Here is a 23443-nt window from a genome sequence, read left to right as displayed (position 1 = left end):
GCACCGGCCAGGGTCTGCTGCCAGTAATCGCTCTGACGCTGCAAGACTTCGCCGCTCAGCCAGCGGCGCTGCCACACGGCGTAATCGGTGTACTGCAACGTCAGCGGCGGCAGCGGATCGGCCGCGCCATGGCTGAACGCCTGATACAGCGCCATCAGCTCGCGGGTCAGCACACCCATCGACCAGCCATCGGAGACGATGTGGTGCAGGGTCAGCAACAGCACATGGTGATCATCGGCGAGTCGCACCAGACGCCCGCGAATCAGCGGATCGTCCTGCAAGTCGAACGGCCCCGACGCTTCGCCCTGAATCAGCGCCTGCAAGGCTTCGTCGGCCTGCGGGTGCTGGCGCAAGTCTTCGACCCGCAACAGCACACCACTGTCGAGCGGTGCGATCAGCACTTGGGCTTCCTCGTTGAACTGGGCAAAACGGCTGCGCAGGGTTTCGTGACGCTCGACGATCCGCGCCAGCGCCCGTTGCAGGGCCGCTTCATCGAGGCGACCGCGCAGGCGCAGGCCGAGGGGAATGTTGTAAGCGGTGTTGGCGCCTTCCAGCTGGGACATGAACCACAGGCGTTGCTGGGCGAACGACAACGGCAGCGCGCCCTTGCGTGGCGCCGGCCTGATCGCCGGTTGCGTGCAGCGCCCGGCCTCGGCCAGCACCTCGGCCACAGCGGCAAGTTCGGCGTTGGCGAACAGCTCGGCGAGGGTCAGTTCCACCCCCAGTCGCTGACGCACCTGAGACAGCATGCGCATCGCCAGCAACGAGTGGCCGCCCAGTTCGAAAAAGTGGTCCTGACGTCCGACCTGCTCGACCTGCAGCACCTCGGCCCAGATCTGCGCCAGGGTGGTTTCCAGTTCACCTTGCGGCGCCTGATAGTCGCGGGTGAACAAGGCGCTGCGATCCGGCGCCGGCAGTGCCTTGCGATCGACCTTGCCGTTGGCGGTCAGCGGCAGCGCGTCGAGTCTGACGAAGGCTGCCGGCACCATGTATTCAGGCAACTGAGTCAGCAGGTGCGCCCGCAACTCGGCCACAGCCAACGGCTCGACCTGTACCTGCTCGGTGAAGTACGCCACCAGTCGCACCTGACCGGGTTCGTCTTCGCGAGCCACCAGCACCGCTTCCTGGATGCCGAGCAACTGATTGAGGCGAGTTTCGATTTCGCCGAGTTCGATACGCACGCCACGGATCTTCACCTGATCGTCGTTGCGCCCCAGGTACTCGATGGAACCGTCGGCGCGCCAGCGGGCCAGGTCACCTGTGCGGTACATCCGGCCGTGGTTGAACGGGTCGTTTACGAAACGTTCTTCAGTCAGGTCCGGACGATTCAGGTAACCCCGGGCCACACCGGCGCCGCCCACATAAAGCTCCCCGGCCACGCCGACCGGCACCGGGCAGAGCTGTTCATCGAGCAGGTACACCGTCGCGTTGGCAATCGGTTTGCCGATGTGCAGCGCCTGCCCCGCCTCGACAATGCCCGAGGTGGCAACCACCGTGGCCTCGGTCGGACCGTAGTTGTTGACCACATCGAACGACTGCTGACGGTTGAACTGACGCAGACGGTCGCCGCCAATCAGCAGCGTGCGCAAGGTCGGGTGTTCGAGGTTCTGGCTGAAGGCGTATTCGGCCACCGGTGTCGGCAGGAAGCTCACGTCCAGTGGTTGCACGCTCCACCAGCCGAGCAGCGCGTCTACGTCTTCGCTGCCGTCACGGGCCGGGGCCAGATGCAGGGTCGCGCCGGCGCACAGGGCCGGCCAGACTTCCCAGGCCATGGCGTCGAAACCGAAACCGGCAAGGCTTGAAGTGTGGCGACCGGCGCACAGATCAAACGCCTTGCAGTGCCAGTCGACGAGGTTGCTCAAGGTGTGGTGTTCGACCATCACGCCCTTGGGCAAACCGGTGGAGCCCGAGGTGTAGATGACATAGGCCAGTTGTTCGCTGGTCATGTCAGGCACTTGCGGATTGCCGGTCTCGGAGTCCGGCCAGCCCTGCAAATCGAGGTCGATCACCGGTACATCAAGCGCCGGCAGTCGTTCACGCAAATCACTCAGGCACAGCACCGCCACGGGAGCACTGTCGCTCAGCAGATAGTGCAAACGCTCCGCCGGGTGCGCCGGATCCACCGGCACATAACCGGCGCCGGCCTTGAGAATGGCCACCAGCCCGACCAACGTGTCGAGCCCGCGCCGGGCAACGATGGCCACCCGATCATCGGGACGAACACCCAGCCCGATCAGATGATGGGCCAAGGTGTTGGCCTGTCGGTTCAATTCGGCAAAGGTCAACGCCTGCCCCTGGCAGACCGCCGCAACCGCCTCGGGCCGCTCGATCACTTGCGCCTCGAATCGCTGCGCAATCGTCAGCCCCGACACAAACTCAGCGTGCGTGTCGTTGAACGCAACCAGCAATTGTTCACGCTCGTGGGCCTGAACCATGTCGAGCTGTTCCAACGCGGCCTGATCGTTGGCAACCATCCCTCGCAGCAACTGCTCGAAGTAGCCGGCGTAACGCTGGATGGTCGACTCATCGAACAACGCCGTGGCGTATTCCAGCACGCCGCGCAAGCCCTCGCGGGTTTCGCCCAGGGTCAGCGACAGGTCGAACTTGGCGAAACGGGTCGGGCCGGCCACGCTTTCCAGCGCCAGCTCACCCAGTTCCAGCGCCGGTCCGACGCTGTTTTCCCAGCTCAAGGTGTTCTGGAACAACGGACTGTGGGAAAGACTGCGCGCCGGCCGGGTGGCTTCCACCACCTGCTCGAAGGGCAGGTCCTGATGGGCCTGAGCCTGTAACGTCAGCGCTTTGACCCGAGCCAACAGCGCTTCGACGCTGAGCTCGCCGGAGATGTCGATGCGCAGGGCCAGGGTATTGATGAACAACCCGATCAACCCTTCGATTTCCGCTCGGCCACGGTTGGCAATCGGCGAACCCACCACCACGTCGGACTGCCCGGACAAGCGACCGAGCAACAGCGCCCAGGCGCTCACCATCGTCATGTACATCGTCACGCCATGGCGCTGGCTCAGGGCCTTGAGCCCGGCGCTCAGCGGTTCATCGAGCCGGAACTCGACGCTGCTGCCGGTGTAATCCTGTTGCGCCGGACGCGGACGATCGGTCGGCAGCACCAGCAAGGTCGGGGCCCCGGCCAGATTCTGCTGCCAGTAATCGCTCTGCCGTTGCAGCACTTCACCGCTCAACCAGCGCCGTTGCCAGATCGCGTAGTCGGCGTATTGCAGCGCCAGTGGCGGCAGCGGATCAGCTTCGCCCTGGCTGAACGCCTGATACAGCGCCATCAGTTCACGGGTCAGCACGCCCATCGACCAGCCATCGGAGATGATGTGGTGCAGGGTCAGCAGCAAAACATGGTGGTCGTCAGCCAACCGGACCAGTCGCCCGCGAATCAACGGATCGCTCTGCAAATCGAACGGGGTCGAAGCCTGTTCACGGATCAACGCCTGCAAGGCTTCGTCGGCGTGTGGATGCTGACGCAGATCTTCGACCCGCAGCAGCACCGCGTCGTCGAGCGCCGCGATCGTCACCTGCACGTCGTCGTTGTGCGGGATAAAACGGCTGCGCAGGGTTTCGTGACGCTCGACGATCCGCGCCAATGCCTGTTGCAACGCCGACTCGTCGAGATGACCGCGCAGGCGCAGGCCCAGCGGAATGTTGTAGGCGGTGTTGACCCCTTCCATCCGCGCCAGAAACCACAGCCGTTGCTGGGAGAACGACAGTGGCAGCGCGCCGTCGCGAGGCACCGGCACCATCGCCGGTTGCGAGCTGCGCCCGGCCTGGGCCAGCACCTCGGCGACCGCCGCCAGTTCGGCATTGGCGAACAGCTCACTGAGGGCCAGCTCGACGCCCAGGCGTTGGCGAACCTGGGACACCATGCGCATCGCCAGCAGCGAATGCCCCCCCAGTTCGAAAAAGTGATCCCGGCGCCCGACTCGCTCGACTTGCAGCACTTCGCCCCAGATCCGCGCCAGCGCGGTTTCCAGTTCGCCTTGCGGTGCTTCGTACTCGCGAGTGAACAGCGCCGCGCGATCCGGCGCCGGCAGGGCCTTGCGGTCGACCTTGCCGTTGGCGGTCAGCGGCAACGCGTCCAGTCGCACGAACGCCGTCGGCACCATGTACTCGGGCAACTGCGCCAGCAGGCAGGCGCGCAGCTCGGCCACCGGTTGCGGTTCGACCTGAGCCTGTTCGGTGTAATAGGCGACGAGGCGCGGCTGGCCGGGTTCGTCTTCACGGGCCAGCAATACCGCTTCCTGAATGCCGGGGAGCTGGTTGAGCCGGGTTTCAATCTCGCCCAACTCGATGCGCACGCCGCGAATCTTCACCTGATCGTCGTTGCGTCCCAGGTATTCGAGGGTGCCGTCGCTTTGCCAACGTGCGAGGTCACCGGTGCGGTACATGCGCCCGCTGTTGAACGGATCGTCGAGAAACCGTTCGGCCGTCAGCTCGGGACGGTTCAGATAACCCCGGGCAACCCCGGCACCACCGACATACAACTCCCCCGCCACCCCGATGGGCACCGGATGTTGCTGCTCATCCAGCAAATAGACCGTGGCATTGCTCACCGGCCGACCGATGTGCAGCACCTGCCCGGCGTCGACCTTGCCCGAGGTCGCCACCACCGTGGCTTCGGTCGGGCCGTAGTTGTTGATCACATCGAAATGCTGGTGACGGCTGAACTGCCGCAGGCGATCCCCGCCGATCAGCAGCGTGCGCAAGGTCGGGTGTTCGAGGTTCTGACTGAAGGCGTATTCGGCCACCGGCGTGGGCAGGAAGCTCACGTCCAGCGGCTGCGCGCGCCACCAGTCGAGCAAGGCGTCGATGTCTTCGTTGCCGTCGCGGGTCGGCGCCAGGTGCAGGGTCGCACCGGCACACAGGGCCGGCCAGACTTCCCAGGCCATGGCGTCGAAGCCGAAGCCGGCAAGGCTTGAAGTGTGACGGCCGGCGCACAGGTCGAACGCGCCACAGTGCCAGTCGACGAGGTTGGACAGGGTGCGGTGTTCGACCATCACGCCCTTGGGCAGACCGGTCGAGCCCGAGGTGTAGATCACGTAGGCCAGATGCTCGTTGGTCAGCCCCGGCACCTGCGGGTCAAGGGCCGGGCTCAGTGGCCAGGTGCGGCGGTCGAGGTCGATGACCGGGACGTCCAGCGTCGGCAACCGATCACGCAGATCGCTCTGGGTCAGCACCACTACCGGGGCGCTGTCGCTGAGCAGGTAGCTCAAACGCTCGGCCGGATGCGCCGGGTCGACCGGCACGTAACCGGCCCCGGCCTTGAGAATCGCCAGCAGCCCCGCCAGCGTATCCAGCCCTCGGCGGGCGACGATGGCCACGCGATCATCGGGACGAACGCCCAGGCTGATCAGATGATGGGCCAGGGCGTTGGCGTGCAGGTTCAGTTCGGCGTAGGTGACCTGTTCACCGAGGAACACCGCCGCCACCGCTTCCGGCCGTTCGATGACTTGCGCCTCGAAACGCTGATGGATTGTCAGCCCTTGCGGGTAGTCGGCCTGGGTCGCATTGAAGCCGCACAGGATCTGCTCGCGCTCCGCGTCCGGCAGGATCGGCACCTGGCTGATTGGCGAATCCGGCGCCTGTTCCAGCGCGGACACCAGACCGCTCAGGGCACCGAGCATGTAATCGCACACCCGCTGCGGATCGACGTCGGTGGTGGCGAGCAAGGTCAGGCTGAAGGCATCGCCCAGGTCATCGATACTCAGGGTCAGCGGATAATTGGTGCGTTCTTCCGAATGCAGGGTGGTGATGCCTTCCCACGCGGAGAGGGTTTGTGCGCTGGCCGACCCGGCGCCATGGCTGTGACGATAATTGAGCAAAGCACTGAACAGCGGCGTCGGTGCAGCCACGCTGCTGCAGCGCTGGGCCAGCGCCAGCGGCGCGTGTTCATGGCGCATCAAGGTGGTCAGGCGCGCGTGGGTCGCCTGCACGGCGCTGCGCACACTCTGGATGTCGACATCCACCCGCACAGGCAAGGTGTTGATGAAGATACCCAGCGCCCGGTCAGTCGCTTCGGCACCTTGCAGACGCCCCATCAGAACCGTGCCGAAAACCACACGCTGCTTGCCGGAAAGCGTGGCCAGCACCTGTGCCCAGGCCAGGTGGAACAGACTGGCCGCGCTCACCCCGAGCTGCCGTGCCTGCCCCCGCAGGCGTTGGCCCAATGCGGCTTCCACTGGCACGCTCAGTTCGGTGATGCCGTGCCCGTCACCTTGCACATCCTGCAAGCCGAACGGCAAGGTCGGCTCGTCGATATCGCCGAGCATGTCGCGGAAGAACGCCTCGTGCTCGCTCTCGCTGACACCCGACCGCGCCTGCGCCACGTAATCACGAAACGCGACCGGCCGGCCCAGCAGATTGCCCTGCCCTGTAAGGAACGCGCGCATCTCATGGCGCACCACATCGAGCGCCGAGTGATCCAGCGCCATGTGATGGAACAGCAGCGTCGCGACGACTCGTTGCCCGGCTTCGTCCCAGGCATGGGCCAGACGCATCATCGGCGCCCGACCCACGTCCATGCGGAATTCCCGGGCATCGAAACGTTCATGCAAATACGCCAGCGCATCGCCTTCGGCATCGATCTCTTCCACCGGCAATTCGGCCTCACGCCAGACCACTTGCTGAGGCGTATCCAGCCCATCCCACACCACCGCCGTACGGAGGATGTCGTGGCGATCGATCACGGCCTGCAAAGCCTGAACGAAGTCGTTCAAGCGCCCGCGATCGGCAAAGGCGAAATGCGCCTGCATCACGTACGGATCACCCTGCGTGGCGCTGACATGGTGGTAAAGAATGCCTTCCTGCAACGGCGCCAGCGGGTAGATGTCCTGCACATTGGCGGCACCGCCCGGCACGTCGGCGACCAGACGGTCGATGGTTGTTTGATCGAGTTCGGCCAAGGTCAGCATCGCCGGGGTGATGCGCGTGGTGCCGGGGGCAATGCCATTGGCCGGCACGTCGATCTGGCCGCTCTTGGTCGCTGAATATTGTCCGGCCTTGATCAGCTCGATCAGCGCCGGTTTGTGCTCGCGCAACAGCGCCAGCACCGCCGGATCGCTCAGCGCCTGTTTATTGCCCTGTACGCGCAACTGGTCGTCGGTGACTGCCAACTGGATGTCTTTAGCCTTGAGTGTTGCCAACAGTTCGATCACGTTCACAGGACGATCTCCATTCTTTCCGTAATTGCGGCGTAACCGGCCAGGGTCGGTTGTTCGAACAACGCCCTCACCTCCGCTTCCATGCCTTCCTGACGTAACCGGCCGATCAGACTGACCGCCAGCAATGAGTGCCCGCCCAGTTCAAAAAAGTTGTCGTGGCGCCCTACCCGTTCCACGTTGAGCAGTTCGGCCCAGAGGCCTGCGAGGAGAATTTCCACCTCGCCGACCGGGGCTTCGTATTCGCGGGTAGTGACCGAGGCCTGATCCGGCGCCGGCAAGGTCTTGCGGTCGAGCTTGCCGTTGGGGCTCAGCGGCAGTGCATCGAGGTGCACGAACACTGCGGGCACCATGTAATCCGGCAGGTGTTCCAGCAGATGACCGCGCAGCACGTCGATTTCCAGCCGTGCGCCGGTGTAATAGGCGACCAGACGTTTGTCTCCCGGCACATCTTCGCGGGCCAACACCGCCGCTTCCTGCACGCCTCCGATGTCGGTAAGGCGGGACTGGATTTCACCGAGTTCGATACGCAGGCCTCGGACCTTCACCTGATCGTCGTTGCGGCCCAGGTATTCGATGTTGCCGTCGGCTAGATAGCGGGCGACGTCGCCGGTGCGGTACATGCGGCCATTGGACTGGAATGAATCCTGAAGGAAACGCTCGGCGCTCAGTTCTGGACGATTCAGGTAACCTCGCGCCACTTGCACACCGCCGATGTACAGCTCGCCGACCACGCCTTGCGGTACCGGTTGCTGCTGGGCGTCGAGGATGTACATGCGGGTGTTGGCGATTGGTTTGCCGATTGGTGTGTTGTCCGGAGTGGTGTCAATTGGTCCGGCGCAATCCCAGGCCGTAACGTCCACGGCTGCTTCGGTCGGGCCGTACAGGTTATGCAAGCCGCTACCCGGCAATTGCTGCTTGAAGCGTCGCACCAGACTGCCCGGCAAGGCCTCACCGCTGCACATCACCTGCCGCAAACCATGGCAACGCGCGGTGTCGCCATGCGCGAGGAACACGTCGAGCATCGATGGTACGAAGTGCAGCGTGGTGATGCGTTCGCGCTCGATCACTTCGCTCAGGTACAGCGGATCCTTGTGTCCGCCGGGGCGAGCCATGACCAGTCGCGCGCCGGTCATCAGCGGCCAGAAGAACTCCCAGACCGAGACATCGAAACTGAACGGGGTTTTCTGAAGCACTGAATCTTCAGCAGTCAGGCGATAGGCGTCCTGCATCCACAGCAGACGGTTGACGACACCACTGTGCTCGTTGATCACGCCTTTCGGCTGTCCGGTCGAACCTGAGGTGTAGATCACGTAAGCCGTGTGTTGCGGAGTCAGTCCATCGACCGAAGGATTATCAGCCGACAACGATTGCCAAGTGTCGTGATCCAGATCGACCACCGGCACCGAAACCTCACCCAACAACCCGCGAGTCGAACCCTGCACCAACACCGCCGACGGCGCGCTGTCCTCCAGCATGTAGGCCAGACGCTCCAGCGGATACGCCGGATCCAGCGGCACATAACCACCGCCGGCCTTCAGGATCGCCAGCAACCCGACCACCATTTCCAACCCACGTTCGACGCAGATCGCCACCCGCGCATCCGGGCCAACACCCAAGCCGCGCAAGTGATGAGCCAGTCGGTTGGCCCGAGCGTTCAGCTCGGCATAATTCAGTCGCTGTTCGCCTGAGAGCACCGCCACAGCCTGCGGCGTACGCATGACTTGCGCCTCGAACAAACCCTGAATGCTTTGCTGAAGGTCGTAGTCGACGTCAGTGGCATTGAAATCGAACAACAGCCGCTGCCGCTCAGCCCCCTCAAGAATCGGCAAACGATTGATCGCCTGCGTCGGCGCCTGCTCCAGCGCCTCCACCAACACCATCAACGCCGTTTGCATGTAACCGCAAATCCGCTGCGCGCCAATGTCCGCCGGCACCATCGCAATCAACGAGAAACCGTTGCCCAGGTCATCGACGTTCAGGCTCAGCGGGTAGTTGGTGCGTTCTTCACTGCTCAGGGTCTCGATGCCTTGCCAGGCCTGAACCACGCTGTCCGAATGCTCGGCGCCGTGGCTGTGTCGATAGTTGAGCATCGCACTGAACAACGGCGACGGCGCCGCAATCCCGCTGCAACGCTGGGCCAATGCCAGCGAAGCGTGCTCATGCCCCAGCAGCGCGGTGAGACGCTGATGCGTCGCCTTGACCGCTTCCCGCACCGGGGTTTCCCCCAGATCGACCCGCAACGGCAAGGTATTGATGAACATGCCCAGCGCACGGTCGGCGCCCTGGCCGCCCTGCATCCGGCCCATCAACACCGTGCCGAACACCACATTGTCTTGCCCGGAAGTCGCCGCCAACACCTGGGCCCACGCGAGGTGAAACAGACTGGCCACGCTGGTGCCCATCTGCCGCGCCTGACTGCGCAGGCGCAGGTTCAGGCCGTTGTCGAGCGCCTGCTGCACTTCCTCGATGCCGCTTCCGTCGCCGCGCACATCGCGCAGGCTGAATGGCAAGGTCGGCTCGTCGATGTCGCCGAGCATGTCGCGGAAGAACGCTTCATGTTCCTGCTCCGTGACGCCCAGCCGCGCCTGCGCCACGTAATTGCGGTACGGCACCGCCGCCGGCAACGGCTCGTCGGCCCCGCGCAGGTACGCCTGCATTTCATGGCGCACCACTTCCAGCGCAGTGTGGTCGAGCACGATGTGATGGAACAGCAGCATCGCCACCACCCGGCCATGAGCTGGATCCCGGGCATACACGAGACGCAGCAACGGCGCCTGGGCGATGTCGAGGCGGTAATGCCGCGCATCGAATCGGGCATGCAGTTGTTCAAGAATGTCGCCGGCCGCAGCTTCGAGCATGACCTCCTGCACCACCAGTTCAGCCCGACGCCACACGACCTGCACCGGCACGCTCAAACCTTCCCACACCACGCCGGTGCGCAGCACATCATGGCGGTCGATGACGTGTTGCAACGCCGCACTGAATCGCTGCACACGTTCAAGGCTGTCGAACGCGATACGCGATTGCAGCAGGTAGGGATCGCCCTCTCCCGCGCTCAAGTGGTGGTAAAGAATGCCTTCCTGCAACGGCGCCAACGGATAAATATCCTGCACGTTCGCGGCGCCGCCCGGCACGCTGGACACCACGCGCTCGATAGAGGTCTGATCCAGCGTCACCAGCGTCAACATCTCCGGAGTGATGCGAGTGCAATCGGCTGAGATGCGATTGGCCGGCACCTCGATTTCCCGCCCGCTGCCCACGGCCGCAGCCAACGCGGCCAGTGTCGGCTGACTGAACAGCACGCGCACGTCGGTGCTCAGGCCGATCTGGCGCATGCGCTCGATCAGGCTCACCGCCAGCAGCGAGTGCCCGCCCAGTTCAAAGAAGTGATCGTGACGCCCGACCCGCTCGACTTTCAACACCTCGGCCCACAACCGGGCCAAGGCGATTTCGGTCTCGCCGACGGGAGCCTCGTATTCACGCACCAGCACCGACTCCGCGCCGGGAGCCGGCAGCGCCTTGCGATCCACCTTGCCGTTCGGGCTCAGCGGCAGACTCTCGAGCGCGACGAATGCCGACGGCACCATGTAATCGGGCAAGCATGCGAGCAAGTGTTCGCGCAACGCCTCGATCCCCGGTTGCCCGACTTCGGCGTGCCAGGTGAAGTACGCCACCAGACGTTCCTCACGCACCAGCACCACAGCTTCGCGCAGCGCCGGATGACTCAACAATTGCGCTTCGATTTCACCCGGTTCCAGGCGCAGGCCACGCAGCTTGACCTGGAAGTCGTTGCGCCCGATGAATTCGAGCTGGCCATCGGCGCGGTAACGCACAAGGTCTCCCGTGGCGTACAACCGATCGCCGGCCACGAACGGGCTCGGGATAAACCGTTCGGCCATCAACTGCGGCAGGCCCAGATAGCCCCGTGCAACCCCGGCACCGCCAATGAACAACTGACCGATCACACCCATCGGCACTGGTCGCTCGGCGGCGTCGAGTACATACAGACGAGTGTTGTTGATCGGCCGTCCGATCGGCAACGCGCTTTCCGGCACCGGCATCGACGGTTCCAGGGTCCAGACCGTGCTGTCGACCGTGGCTTCGGTCGGGCCGTAAACGTTGTGCAAGCGCACCTGCGGCAAGCGCTCGCGTACCAGACGAGCCAGCGCCGGGGTCAGGTCGCCACCGCCACAGAAAACGTCGGTGAGACTGGTGCATTGGCTGACATCGTCCTGCTCGAGGAACTGTTGCAGCAGCACCGGCACAAACTGGATTACGCTGATCCGTTGTTCGCGAATCACCTGCGCCAGATAAGCCGGTTCGCGATGCCCGTCAGGACGCGCCAGCACCAGACGCAAACCGGCGCTCAACGGCCAGAACAGCTCCCAGACCGAGGCATCGAAACTGAACGGGGTTTTCTGCAACAGAGCGCCGTCCGTCACGGCGGGACACAGCTGCGAACTCCAGTGCAGCAAATTGCCGACGCCGCGATGCTCGACCATCACGCCTTTCGGCGCACCGGTCGAACCGGAGGTGTAGATCACGTAGGCCAGGTTCGAAGCACTCAGGCCCGGCACTTGTGGGTTGTCCTCCGGGTTGAATGTCCAGTGAGCCTGATCCAGATCGATCACCAGTGCAGTGCTCTCGCCCAGCAACTCACGCGTCGCCCCGTGCACCAGCACCGCCACCGGCGCGCTGTCCTTGAGCATGTAATCCAGACGCTCCGCGGGATACGCCGGATCCAACGGCACATAGGCACCGCCGGCCTTGAGAATGCCAAGCAGACCGACCATCAGCTCCAGCCCGCGCTCGACACAGATCGCCACCCGCGAATCCGGCCCCACACCCAGTTCGCGCAGGTGATGGGCCAGATGGTTGGCCTGTGCATTGAGTTCGGCGTAGGTCAGCCGCTGTTCACCGGCCTGCAACGCAACGGCTTGCGGCGTGCGTTGTACCTGCGCCTCGAACAGCCCGTGAACGGTTTGCTCCAGATTGTCTGCGGTGCCAGTGACATTGAGGTCGTACAGCACCTGCTGACGTTCTGCGCCGTCAAGGATCGGCAAGCGGTTCACTGGCTGATCCGGTGCCTGTTCCAGGGCATCCGCGAGTTTCTCCAGCGCGGTCTGCATGTAGTCGCAGATGCGCTGCGAACCAATGCCCGCCGGGGTCATGGCGGTGAGCACAAAACCGCTGCCCAGATCATCGACGCCCAGGCTCAGCGGATAGTTGGTGCGCTCTTCGCTGCTCAGGGTCTCGATGCCTTGCCAGGCCTGACGCACGCTTTTCTGTTGCGCCTCGTTGGCGCTGTGCCGGTAGTTGAGCATCGAACTGAACAGCGGCGACGGCGCGGCCACACCGCTGCAACGCTGGGCCAGAGCCAGCGAAGCGTGTTCATGGCCGAGCAGCGCACTGAGCCGCGCATGCGTCGCCCGAGCCCCGTCGCGCACCGGGGTTTCACCGAGATCGACCCGCAGCGGCAAGGTGTTGATGAACATCCCCAACGCCCGGTCGGCCCCCTCGCCGCCCTGCATCCGGCCCATCAATACCGTTCCGAACACCACGCGTTCCTGCCCGGACGTCGCCGCCAGCACCTGCGCCCACGCGAGGTGGAACAGGCTGGCCACGCTGATGCCCAGCTGCCGCGCGAGGCTGCGCAGACGCTGGCCGGTTGCAGTGGTCAGGGCCTGTCGCGTTTCCTCGATATCGCTACCGTCACCTTGTACATCCTGCAAGCCGAACGGCAGGGTCGGCTCGTCGATGTCGCCGAGCATTTCCCGGAAGAACGTTTCGTGCTCCTGCTCGCTGACACCCAGCCGCGCCTGCGCCACGTAGTTGCGGTAAGGCACGGCGGCACCCAGCGAAGCTTCATGCCCTTGCAGGCAGGCAAGCATTTCGTGCTGCACCACGTCCAGCGCGGTGTGATCGAGCACCACATGATGGAACAGCAACATCGCAACCACCCGGTCGTGGCCCGGATCACGGGCATACACCAGACGCAGCAACGGCGCCTGACTGATGTCGAGGCGGTAGTGACGGGCATCGAAACGCCCGTGCAACTGCTCGAGGACATCGACATCCGCCGGATCCAGCACGATCTCCTGCACCGGCAGCTCAACGTGACGCCACACCACTTGCATCGGCTCGGCCAGTTCCTGCCAGATCACCGCCGTGCGCAGGATGTCGTGACGGGCAACGACCTGACGCAGCGCTGCCGCGAACGCTTCCACACGCTCGATGTTGTCGAAGGCCAGCCGCGATTGCAGCAGATACGGATCGCCCTGCTCCGCGCTCAAGTGGTGATAAAGGATGCCTTCCTGCAACGGCGCCAGCGGATAAATGTCCTGCACGTTGGTGGCGCCGCCCGGCACCGTAGCAACGATCCGGTCGATGCTTGCCTGATCCAGGTCGGTCAGGCTCAGCAGGTCCGAGGTGATATGGGTACAGCCATCGGGAATGCGATTGGCCGGCACATCGATTTCGCGACCGCTGCCCACCGCTTCGGCCAGTGCAGCCAGAGTTGGCTGGCTGAACAGCACACGTACGTCGGTGTTCAGGCCGATCTGGCGAAGGCGTTCGATCAGGCTCACGGCCAGCAGCGAGTGGCCGCCCAGTTCGAAGAAATTGTCGTGACGACCGACCTTTTCCAGTTTCAGGACATCGGCCCAGATCTGCGCCAGCGCAGTTTCCACCGGGCCTTGCGGGGCTTCGTATTCACGACTGAGCCAAGCGTTCTGATCCGGTTCCGGCAAGGCCTTGCGGTCGAGTTTGCCGTTGGCGGTCAGCGGCAAGGCGTCGAGGCGCACGTAAGCCGCCGGGATCAACGCTTGCGGCAAACGGGTTTGCAGATGACCGCGCAGGGCTTGGATGTCGGTCGGCGCCCGCTCGGTGAACCACACCAGCAACTGCCCGTCGCGCACCAGCGCCACCGCGTCCTGCACCGCCGGATGGCTGGCCAGCGCCGCTTCGATTTCCCCCAGTTCGACCCGCACGCCGCGCAATTTCACCTGATCGTCGTTGCGGCCCAGGTACTCGATATTGCCGTCCGCCAGCCAGCGTGCGAGGTCGCCGGTGCGGTACATCCGCGCCTGCGGCTGATCGCTGAACGGGTCGGTGAGGAAGCGTTCGGCGGTCAGATCGGGACGGTTCAGATAGCCCCGCGCCACGCCAGCGCCGGCGACGTACAACTCGCCCGTCACACCCACGGGCACCGGACGTTGCTGATCGTCAAGCAGATAGATTCGGGCGTTGGCCATCGGCCGGCCGATGTGCAGCGTTTGCCCGACTTCCATCGGCCCGGATGTGGCGACCACCGTGGCTTCGGTCGGGCCATAGTTGTTGATCACCGCGAAAGTCTGCTCACGGTTGAACTGACGCAGCTTGTCGCCGCCGATCAGCAAGGTGCGCAGGGTCGGGTGTTGCAGCTCGCAGCTGAAGGCGTATTCGGCAACCGGAGTTGGCAGAAAACTGACTTGCAACGGCTGCGCCCGCCACCAGTCGAGCAGTTCGTCCAGATGCTCGTTGCTCACCGATTCCGGCGGCAGGTGCAACGTCGCGCCGACGCACAGCGCCGGCCAGACTTCCCAGGCCATCGCATCGAAGCCGAAACCGGCGACGCTGGCGGTGTGGCTGCCGGCGTGCAGGTCAAAGGCTTCGGCGTGCCAGTGCACGAGGTTTTCCAAAGTCGCATGTTCGACCATTACGCCTTTCGGCTGGCCAGTGGAGCCCGAGGTGTAGATCACATACGCCAGGTGCGCCGGAGTCAGGTACGGCAGTTGTGGATTGCTGTCGGGCAGGTGTCGCCAGGCGTCACTGTCCAGATCGATCACCGGCATCATGCCCAGCAGATCCCGGGTCGAAGCCTGTGCGAGCACGGCCACCGGATCGCTGTCCTGCAACAGGTAGGCAATGCGTTCCACCGGATGCGCCGGATCCACCGGTACATAACCGGCGCCGGCCTTGAGAATTGCCAGCAGGCCGACCAGCATCTGCGGGCCACGGCGCACGCAGAGCGCGACGCGGTCGTCCGGTTGCACGCCGAGGCCGATCAGGTGATGGGCCAGTCGGTTGGCGCGCTGATTGAGCTGACCATAGGTCAGCTGTTGCGCGCCTTGAATCACAGCAAGAGCATGCGGATTGCGCTCGGCCTGTGCCTCGACCAGTGCGTGAATCGTCGCGCCACGGGGATAGGCCATGACCGGTGGATTGAAGCCCTCGACCAAACGCTCCAGCTCCGCAGTCGAAAGGATCGGTAAACGGTTCAGTGGTTTTTGCGGCGTCTGTTCCAGCGCCTGCACCAGTTGCTCCAGTGCGGTGTGCATGTAACTGCAAATCCGCTGCGCGCCGATCTGGCTGACCGCCAGAACCGACAAGGCAAAGCCTTCGCCCAGATCGTCCACGCTCAGGGTCAGCGGATAGTTGGTGCGTTCTTCACCCCCGAGTTTCTGCACGCCCTCCCAGATACCCTGGCCGTTCTGCGCCGACTGCGCAGGCGCACTGTGACGGTAGTTGAACAAGGCACTGAACAATGGCGACGACGCGGCGACACCACTGCAACGCTGGGCCAGCGCCAGCGAGGCATGTTCATGCCCGAGCAGCGCGGTCAGCCGTGCGTGGGTCGCCTTGACTCCTTCCCGCGCGCGGGCGCCGACATCGATGCGCAGCGGCAAGGTGTTGATGAACACCCCCAGCGCCCGGTCGGCACCATCGCCCCCTTGCATCCGCCCCATCATCACCGTGCCGAACACCACATCACGGCGGTTCGACAGCACGCCCAGCACTTGGGCCCAGGCCAGGTGCATCAGGCTGGCCGCGCTCACGCCCAGTTGCCGCGCCTGTTCACGCAGGCGCCCGTTGAGCTCCGCGGCCACCGGTTGCAGCGCTTCCTCGACGCCGTGACCATCGCCCTGCACGTCCCGCAGGCCGAGTGGCAGGGTCGGCTCGTCGATGTCGCCGAGCATTTCGCGGAAGAACGTTTCGTGTTCCTGCTCGCTGAGCCCCAGGCGTGCCTGAGCCACGTAATTGCGATAGGGAATCGGCGCCGAAAGCTGGTTGACCTCACCGAACATCACGCCGCGCATTTCCTCAACGATCACTTCCAGCGCGGTGTGATCGAGGATCAGGTGATGGGACAGCAGGATCGCCACCACGCGCTGCTGTTTCGGGTCTTCGGCATACACCATGCGCAGCAGCGGCGCCTGACTGATGTCGAGGCGGTAGTGACGGGCGTCGAAACGCTCGTGCAACTGTTCAAGGATGTCGCCCTGTGCAGAGTCCAGCGTTACGTGCTGCACCACCAGTTCGGCGTGGCGCCACACCACTTGATGAGGGTTCGCCAGGCCTTCGTGGACAACGCTGGTGCGCAGGATGTCGTGGCGTGCGATGACCTGCTGCAAGGTGTCGGTGAAGGTGCGCAGACGCTCGACACTGTCGAAGGCAAGTCGTGATTGCAGCAGGTACGGATCGCCCTGTTCCGCGCTCAAGTGGTGATAAAGGATGCCTTCCTGCAACGGCGCCAGCGGATAGATTTCCTGCACGTTGGCGCCGCCGCCCGGCACGCTGGCAACGATCCGGTCGATGCTGGCCTGATCCAGTTCGGTCAGGCTCAGCAGGTCCGGGGTGATGTGGGTGCAATCAGCCGGAATGCGGTTGGCCGGCACTTCGATTTCGCGTCCGCTACCCACCGCCGCTGCCAATGCTGCCAGGGTTGGTTGACTGAAGAGCACGCGCACGTCGGTACTCAGGCCGATCCGGCGCAGGCGTTCGATCAGGCTCACCGCCAGCAACGAATGGCCGCCCAGTTCGAAGAAGTTGTCGTGGCGACCAACTTTTTCCAGTTTCAGGACATCTGCCCAGATCTGCGCCAGCGCGGTTTCCACCGGGCCTTGCGGGGCTTCGTATGCCTGACTGAGCCAGGCGCTCGGGTCCGGCAGCGGCAAGGCCTTGCGGTCGACCTTGCCGTTGTTGTTCAGCGGCAACGCTTCAAGCTGTACCCAAGCCGAGGGCACCATGTATTCCGGCAGGCGTGCTTGCAATTGTTCGCGCAGGCTGGCGCTGTCGACGCCCTCTTCGGCGGTGAAATACGCCACCAGACGCAGCGGCTCCTGACCGTCCTGACGGGCCAGCACGATGGCTTCCCTGACCCCTTCGCAATTCAGCAGGCGGTTTTCGATTTCCCCCAATTCGATGCGGAAGCCGCGAATCTTCACCTGATCGTCGTTACGGCCGATGCATTCCAGTTGGCCCGGTGCGAGCCAGCGCGCGAGGTCGCCGGTGCGATACAGCAGCGCGCCCGGTTGCTCGCTGAACGGATCTTGCAGGAATTTTTCGGCAGTCAGGTCCGGGCGATTCAGATACCCCAGCGCCACGCCTTGGCCGCCGATGTACAGCTCGCCTGTCACGCCCATCGGTACGGGTTGCTGATGGGCGTCGAGCACGTACACCTGAGTGTTGGAGATCGGGCCGCCGATTGGCACGCTGTCGGCGTCCTCCGCCACTTCACGCACTTCGAAGGTTGTGGCGTAGGTGGTGGTTTCGGTCGGGCCGTAGCAGTGGACGATGCGCAGGTTTGGCGCCTCGGCCAGCAAGCGGCGGAAGGCGGCAGGGTCGGCGCGTTCGCCGCCGCACAGCACAATGCGCAGGCCCTTCAGCGCTTCGGGAATTAGTTGCACATACTGGTTGAACAGCGCGGTGGTGACGAACAGGATCGTGGCGCCAGAAGCCGCCAACTCCTGTCCGAAAGCGTGTGGATCGAGCAAGGTCGCATGGTCGATGACCACCACTCGCCCGCCGTTCAGCAGCGGCCCCCAGACGTCCATGGAGCTGGCGTCGAACGCCGGGTTGGAGGCAAACGCCACGCGATCCTGCGGGTTGAAATCGGCATAGCCGCTGTTGATCACCAATCGGCCGATGGCCCGGTGCGGCACCATCACACCCTTCGGCGTGCCGGTGGAACCGGAGGTGTACATGATGTAGGCCACGGATTCGGACGACTGCGGCAAGTCCGGGTTGTGGACCGGTTGTGCGTCCAATGACAGCAAATCCAGATCGATCCGGCGCACCGAGTAATCAACCGTCTCAGTGCTCAAGGTCAGCAGCGCTTTCGCCGAGCTGTCCTTAACCATGAACGCCTGACGCTCGGCCGGGGCGTTGATATCCAGCGGCACATAAGCCGCCGCACACTTGCCGATGGCCAGTTGCGCGACCAGCAGATCCAGCGAACGCGGCAGCAGAACCGCCACATGATCACCCGGCTGCACGCCCTGCCCGATCAGATAATGGGCCAGTCGGTTGGCCCGTTGATTCAGCTCGTCATAGGTCAACGCCGCATTGCCATGCACCGCCGCCACGGCTTGCGGATGCAGTTTCACTTGCTGTTCAAACAGACCATGAACCGTCGAACCCGACGGATAATCCCGCTGGGTAGCATTGAACCCGACCAGCAATTCCCGCCGCTCATCCGGCGGCAAAATCGACAACTGATCGACGCCCAGTTGCGGCGTCTGCTCCAGCGCCTGCACCAGACTGTCGAAGGCAACATTGATGTACTCGCAGACCCGCGCACCGTCGATGCCCGGCACCGCTTGCACACTCAGACGCAAACCTTCGCCAAGGTCATCGACGCTGACCACCAGCGGATAGTTGCTGCGCTCGCGGGAGCTGAGCAACTCAATGCCATCCAGCGTCAGCCCCGCAGCCTGCGGCGCGCTATGGCGATAGTTGAGCAACGTGCCGAACAGCGGCAGCGAGCCGGAAACCCCACTGCAACGCTGGGCCAATGCCAGTGACGCTTGCTCATGCGCGAGCAACTGCGCCAGCCGTTCATGGGTGGCGAGCATGCTGTCGCGCACCGCTGTGGCGGTCACGCTGACCCGCAGCGGCAAGGTGTTGATGAACAGGCCCATCGCCCGGTCGGCGCCCTCGCCGCCCTGCATCCGGCCCAGCAGCACCGTGCCGAACACCACCTCGTCCCGGCCACTGATCTGCGCCAGCACCTGCGCCCAGGCCTGGTGCGCCAGACTTGCCACGCTGATGCCGAGCCGCCGCGCCTGCTCGCGCAGACGCAAAGCCAGCGCGGTGTCCAGGGTGAGTTGGCTATCGACCACCGCGCTGCCGTCGCCGTGCACGTCCTGCACGCCGAACGCCAGGGTCGGCTCGTCGATGTCGCCGAGCATGTCGCGGAAAAATCCTTCGTGTGCTTCGGCATCCGCGCCAAGCCGAGCCTGCGCGACATAGTTGCGATACTGCACCGGCGTCGCCAGTTCGGCGGCGTGGCCGTGGAGCACGCTGTTCATCTCGCTCACCAGCACTTCCAGCGCGGTGTGATCGAGCATCAAGTGGTGCATCAACAGGATGCCGACCCAGCGTTGTTGCTGCGGATCCTCGGTGTAGGCAAAGCGCATCATCGGTGCGCGGCCCAGATTCAGACGGTAGTGACGCGGGTCGAAACGCGCCTGCATCTGTTGCAGCACATCACCTTCCAGTGCCTCGTGATCTACTCGTTCAAGCGCCAGCGGCGCCGCACGCCAGACCACTTGCACCGGTTCTTCGAGGCCTTCCCAGACCACGCTGGAACGCAGGATGTCGTGGCGCGCGATCACCACATTGACGGCGCGCACAAAAGCCTTGATCGACTTGATCCCGTCAAACACGAACTGCGCCTGCAACACGTAAGGGTCGCCCGCAGTCGCCGCCATGTGGTGATACAGAATCCCCGCCTGCAACGGCGCCAGCGCATAGATGTCCTGCACATTGGCGACGCCGCCGGGGACGCTTTCCACCACCCGGTCGATGCCGGCCTGATCCAGCGAAGCCAGGGGCAGCATGTCCGGCGTGATGTATTGGCAGTCAGGGGTGATGCGATTGACCGGCACTTGAACACTGGACAACGCGCCCAGGGTCGCCGCCAGTTCTGCCACGGTTGGCCGCCCGAACAGAACCCGCACATCGCAGCTCAATTCCTGCTGGCGCATGCGCTCGACCAGTTTCACCGCTAGCAAGGAATGACCGCCCAGTTCGAAGAAATTGTCATGCCGCCCGACCTGCTCGACGTTCAGCAAGGTTTGCCAGATCTCTGCGATGCGGCATTCCACATCACCGACCGGTGCCTCATAGCCGCGCAGCAACTGACCGCTTTGATCCGGCGCCGGCAAGGCCTTGCGATCGAGCTTGCCGTTGGGGCTCAGGGGCATGGCGTCGAGATGGACGAACGCCGTCGGCACCATGTAATCCGGCAACTGCTCCAGCAGATGGCTGCGCAGTTCGCCGATGTCCAGCGGTTCGCCGGTGTAGTACGCCACCAGCCGTGGATCGCCAACCACGTCTTCGCGCACCAGCACTTCGGCCGCAAGCACGCTGGCGAGTTGAATCAGGCGCGTTTGGATTTCCCCGAGTTCGATGCGCAAGCCGCGAATCTTTACCTGATCGTCATTGCGACCGAGGTATTCAAGGTTGCCGTCGGCACGGTAGCGGCAAAGGTCGCCCGTGCGGTAAAGCCGCGCGTTCGGCTGATCGCTGAATGGATCGTCAAGGAAGCGCTCGGCGGTGAGCGACGCAAGGTTCAGGTATCCGCGCGCCACCTGCACCCCACCGATGTACAACTCACCGGCCACGCCCAGCGGCAGCGGCTGCAACTGATCGTCGAGAATATACAAACGGGTGTTGCTGACTGGCCGGCCGATGGGCAACAGCGCCTCTGGCACCGGCATCGATGGCTCCAGCGTCCACACCGCGCTGTCGACGGTGGTTTCGGTCGGGCCGTAGACGTTGTGCAAGCGAACCTGCGGCAGACGCTCGCGCACCTGGCGGGCCAGCTCTGGCGTCAGCTCGCCGCCGCCACAGAAAACATCCGTGAGGCTGGTGCATTGGCTGACGTCTTCCACGTCGAGGAACTGCTGCAACAGCGCCGGGACGAACTGGATCACGCTGATGCGCTGCTCGCGCACCACTTGCGTCAGATACGCCGGTTCGAAGTGCGCATCGGGGCGCGCCAGCACCAGACGCAGGCCGGCCGTCAGCGGCCAGAACAGCTCCCAGACCGAGGCGTCGAAACTGTAAGGGGTTTTCTGCAACAGGGCGCCGTCCGCCACGGGCGGGCAAACCTGCGAGCTCCAATGAAGCAAATTGCACAGGCCACGGTGCTCGACCATCACCCCTTTCGGCGTGCCGGTGGAGCCGGAGGTGTAGATCACGTAGGCCAGGCTCGAAGCGTTCAGGCCCGGCACCTGAGGATTGTGCTCGGGATAGTCCTGCCAGTGGTCCTGATCGAAATCGAGCAGCGGCACGCCGCCCGCCTCGAACATCGCCCGGGTCGCGCCATGCGCCAGTACCGCCATCGGCGCGCTGTCCTTGAGCATGTAGTTCAGGCGCTCCGCCGGGTAGGCCGGATCCAGCGGCACGTAAGCGCCGCCCGCCTTGAGAATGCCCAGCAGACCAATCACCAGTTCAGGCCCGCGTTCCACGCAGATCGCCACCGGCGTATCCGGCCCGACACCCAACTCGCGCAACCGATGAGCCAGGCGATTGGCCCGCACATTGAGCTCAACATACGTCAGTGACTGCGCGCCGGACTGCAACGCGACGGCCTGCGGCGTGCGCTCGCCCTGAGCCTCGAACAGACTGTGAACGGTCTGCTCCAGGTCGAGATCGACGCGACTGTCATTGAAGCCCACCAGCAATTGCTGCCGCTCGTGCGCCGGCAAAATCGGCAACTGGTTGATCAGCGTCTCGGGCAACTGCTCAAGGGCATCGAGCAAGGCGTCGAGAGCGGTTTGCACGTAACCGCAAACCCGTTCGGCGCCAATGCCGCTCGGGGCGATGGCGGACAGTCGGAAACCACTGCCCAGATCATCGACGCTCAGGGTCAGTGGATAGCTGGTCGGCTCCTTGCCACTCAAGACCTGGACGCCGGGCGCCAGTTCGATCACCGCGGCAACGTCACCGACAGCACTGTGACGGTAATTGAGCATGGCGCTGAACAACGGCGTCTGCGCGCTCAACGCGCTGCAACGCTGGGCCAGTGCCAGCGAGGCCTGTTCATGGGCGAGCAAGGCGCTCAGCCGCCGGTGCGTGGCGAGCACGCCGTCGTAGACGCTTTGCGCACCGACATCGACCCGCAGCGGCAAGGTGTTGATGAACATGCCCAACGCCTGCTCGCCGCCGTCGCCCGCCTCCATCCGACCCAGTAACACCGTGCCGAACACCACCGAGGTGCGCCCGGACAGCTGGCCCAATACCCGGGCCAGCGCCAGGTGCATCAGGCTCGCCACGCTCACACCGAGTTGCCGCGCTTGGGTGCGCAGTCGCAGGTTCAGTGCGTCGCTGAGCGTCAGCTGCGCGTCTTCGAAGTCCTGTCCGCCGCCGTGAACATCCTGCAAGCCCCACGGCAACGTCGGCTCGTCGATATCGCCCAGCATCTCACGGAAGAACGCTTCATGGGCCTGCTCGTCGAGGGCCATGCGCGCCCGCGCCAGGTGATTGCGAAACGGCACCGCTGGCGCGACCTGTTCGGTCTGCCCTTGCAGCCAAGCCTGGATTTCCCGGCGCACCACGTCCAGCGCGACGTGGTCGATGATCATGTGATGGAACAGCAGCAACGCGACGATCCGGCCCTGCGCCGGATCCCGGGCGTACACCAGCCGCAGCAGCGGTGCCTGTTGCAGATCGAGGCGCAGGTGACGGGCGTCGTAACGCGCCTGCAACTGACTGAACACGTCCTTGGACGTGTCGGCTTCCACCTCTTCGCAGACCAGCGGCGCCTGACGCCAGACCACTTGCACCGGCTCATCCAGACGCTCCCAGACAAACGAAGTGCGCAGAATGTCGTGACGGTCGATCACCCATTGCAACGCCTGGGCAAACGCGTCGAGGCGCGGGTGATTGTCGAAGGTGAACTGCGCCTGTTGCACATACAGATCGCCTTCGCCGGCCGCGAGGTGCAGATACAGCATGCCTTCCTGCAACGGCGCCAGCGGATAGATGTCCTGCACGTTCGCCACGCCGCCCGGCACAGTGGCGACGATGCGGTCGATGGCCGGCTGATCCAGTTGCACCAGCGGCAGCATGTCCGGGGTGATGCGCAGCGCCGGGCTCGACCAGTCACCGCCGTGGCTCGCCACCAGCTCCAGCAACTGCGCCTTGTGTTTGGCGAGGCTGTCCCACAACGCGTCGTCCAGCGCGTCGTCGTTGCCCAGAATGACCAGGTCTTCATCGTCCTGTTGAAGGCGGATCGCATGGGTGGAAATAACAGCCATCAGCTCGCGAAATTGCAT

At 64.2% G+C, this 23443-nt stretch carries 2 protein-coding genes (1 of these 2 cut by a window edge); both read right to left on the bottom strand.

Annotated features, from left to right (window positions below; genetic code table 11):
- Positions 1–7178: the 5' portion of a non-ribosomal peptide synthetase gene (locus M5G18_RS05800; protein ID WP_273897252.1), read on the bottom strand. 7471 nt of this gene lie to the left of the window's left edge; only the first 7178 of its 14649 coding nucleotides appear in the window; the start codon lies at positions 7176–7178; its stop codon lies off the left edge, out of view.
- Positions 7175–23443: a non-ribosomal peptide synthetase gene (locus tag M5G18_RS05795; RefSeq protein WP_273897251.1), complete on the bottom strand. Its 16269-nt coding sequence runs from the start codon at positions 23441–23443 to the stop codon at positions 7175–7177. Before M5G18_RS05795 ends, M5G18_RS05800 begins: the two co-directional genes overlap by 4 nt.

This window comes from Pseudomonas aphyarum (assembly GCF_028657055.1).
GTDB lineage: Bacteria > Pseudomonadota > Gammaproteobacteria > Pseudomonadales > Pseudomonadaceae > Aquipseudomonas > Aquipseudomonas aphyarum.
Note: the sequence above shows the minus strand (reverse complement) of the source record. Positions and strands in the feature narration are given on the sequence as shown.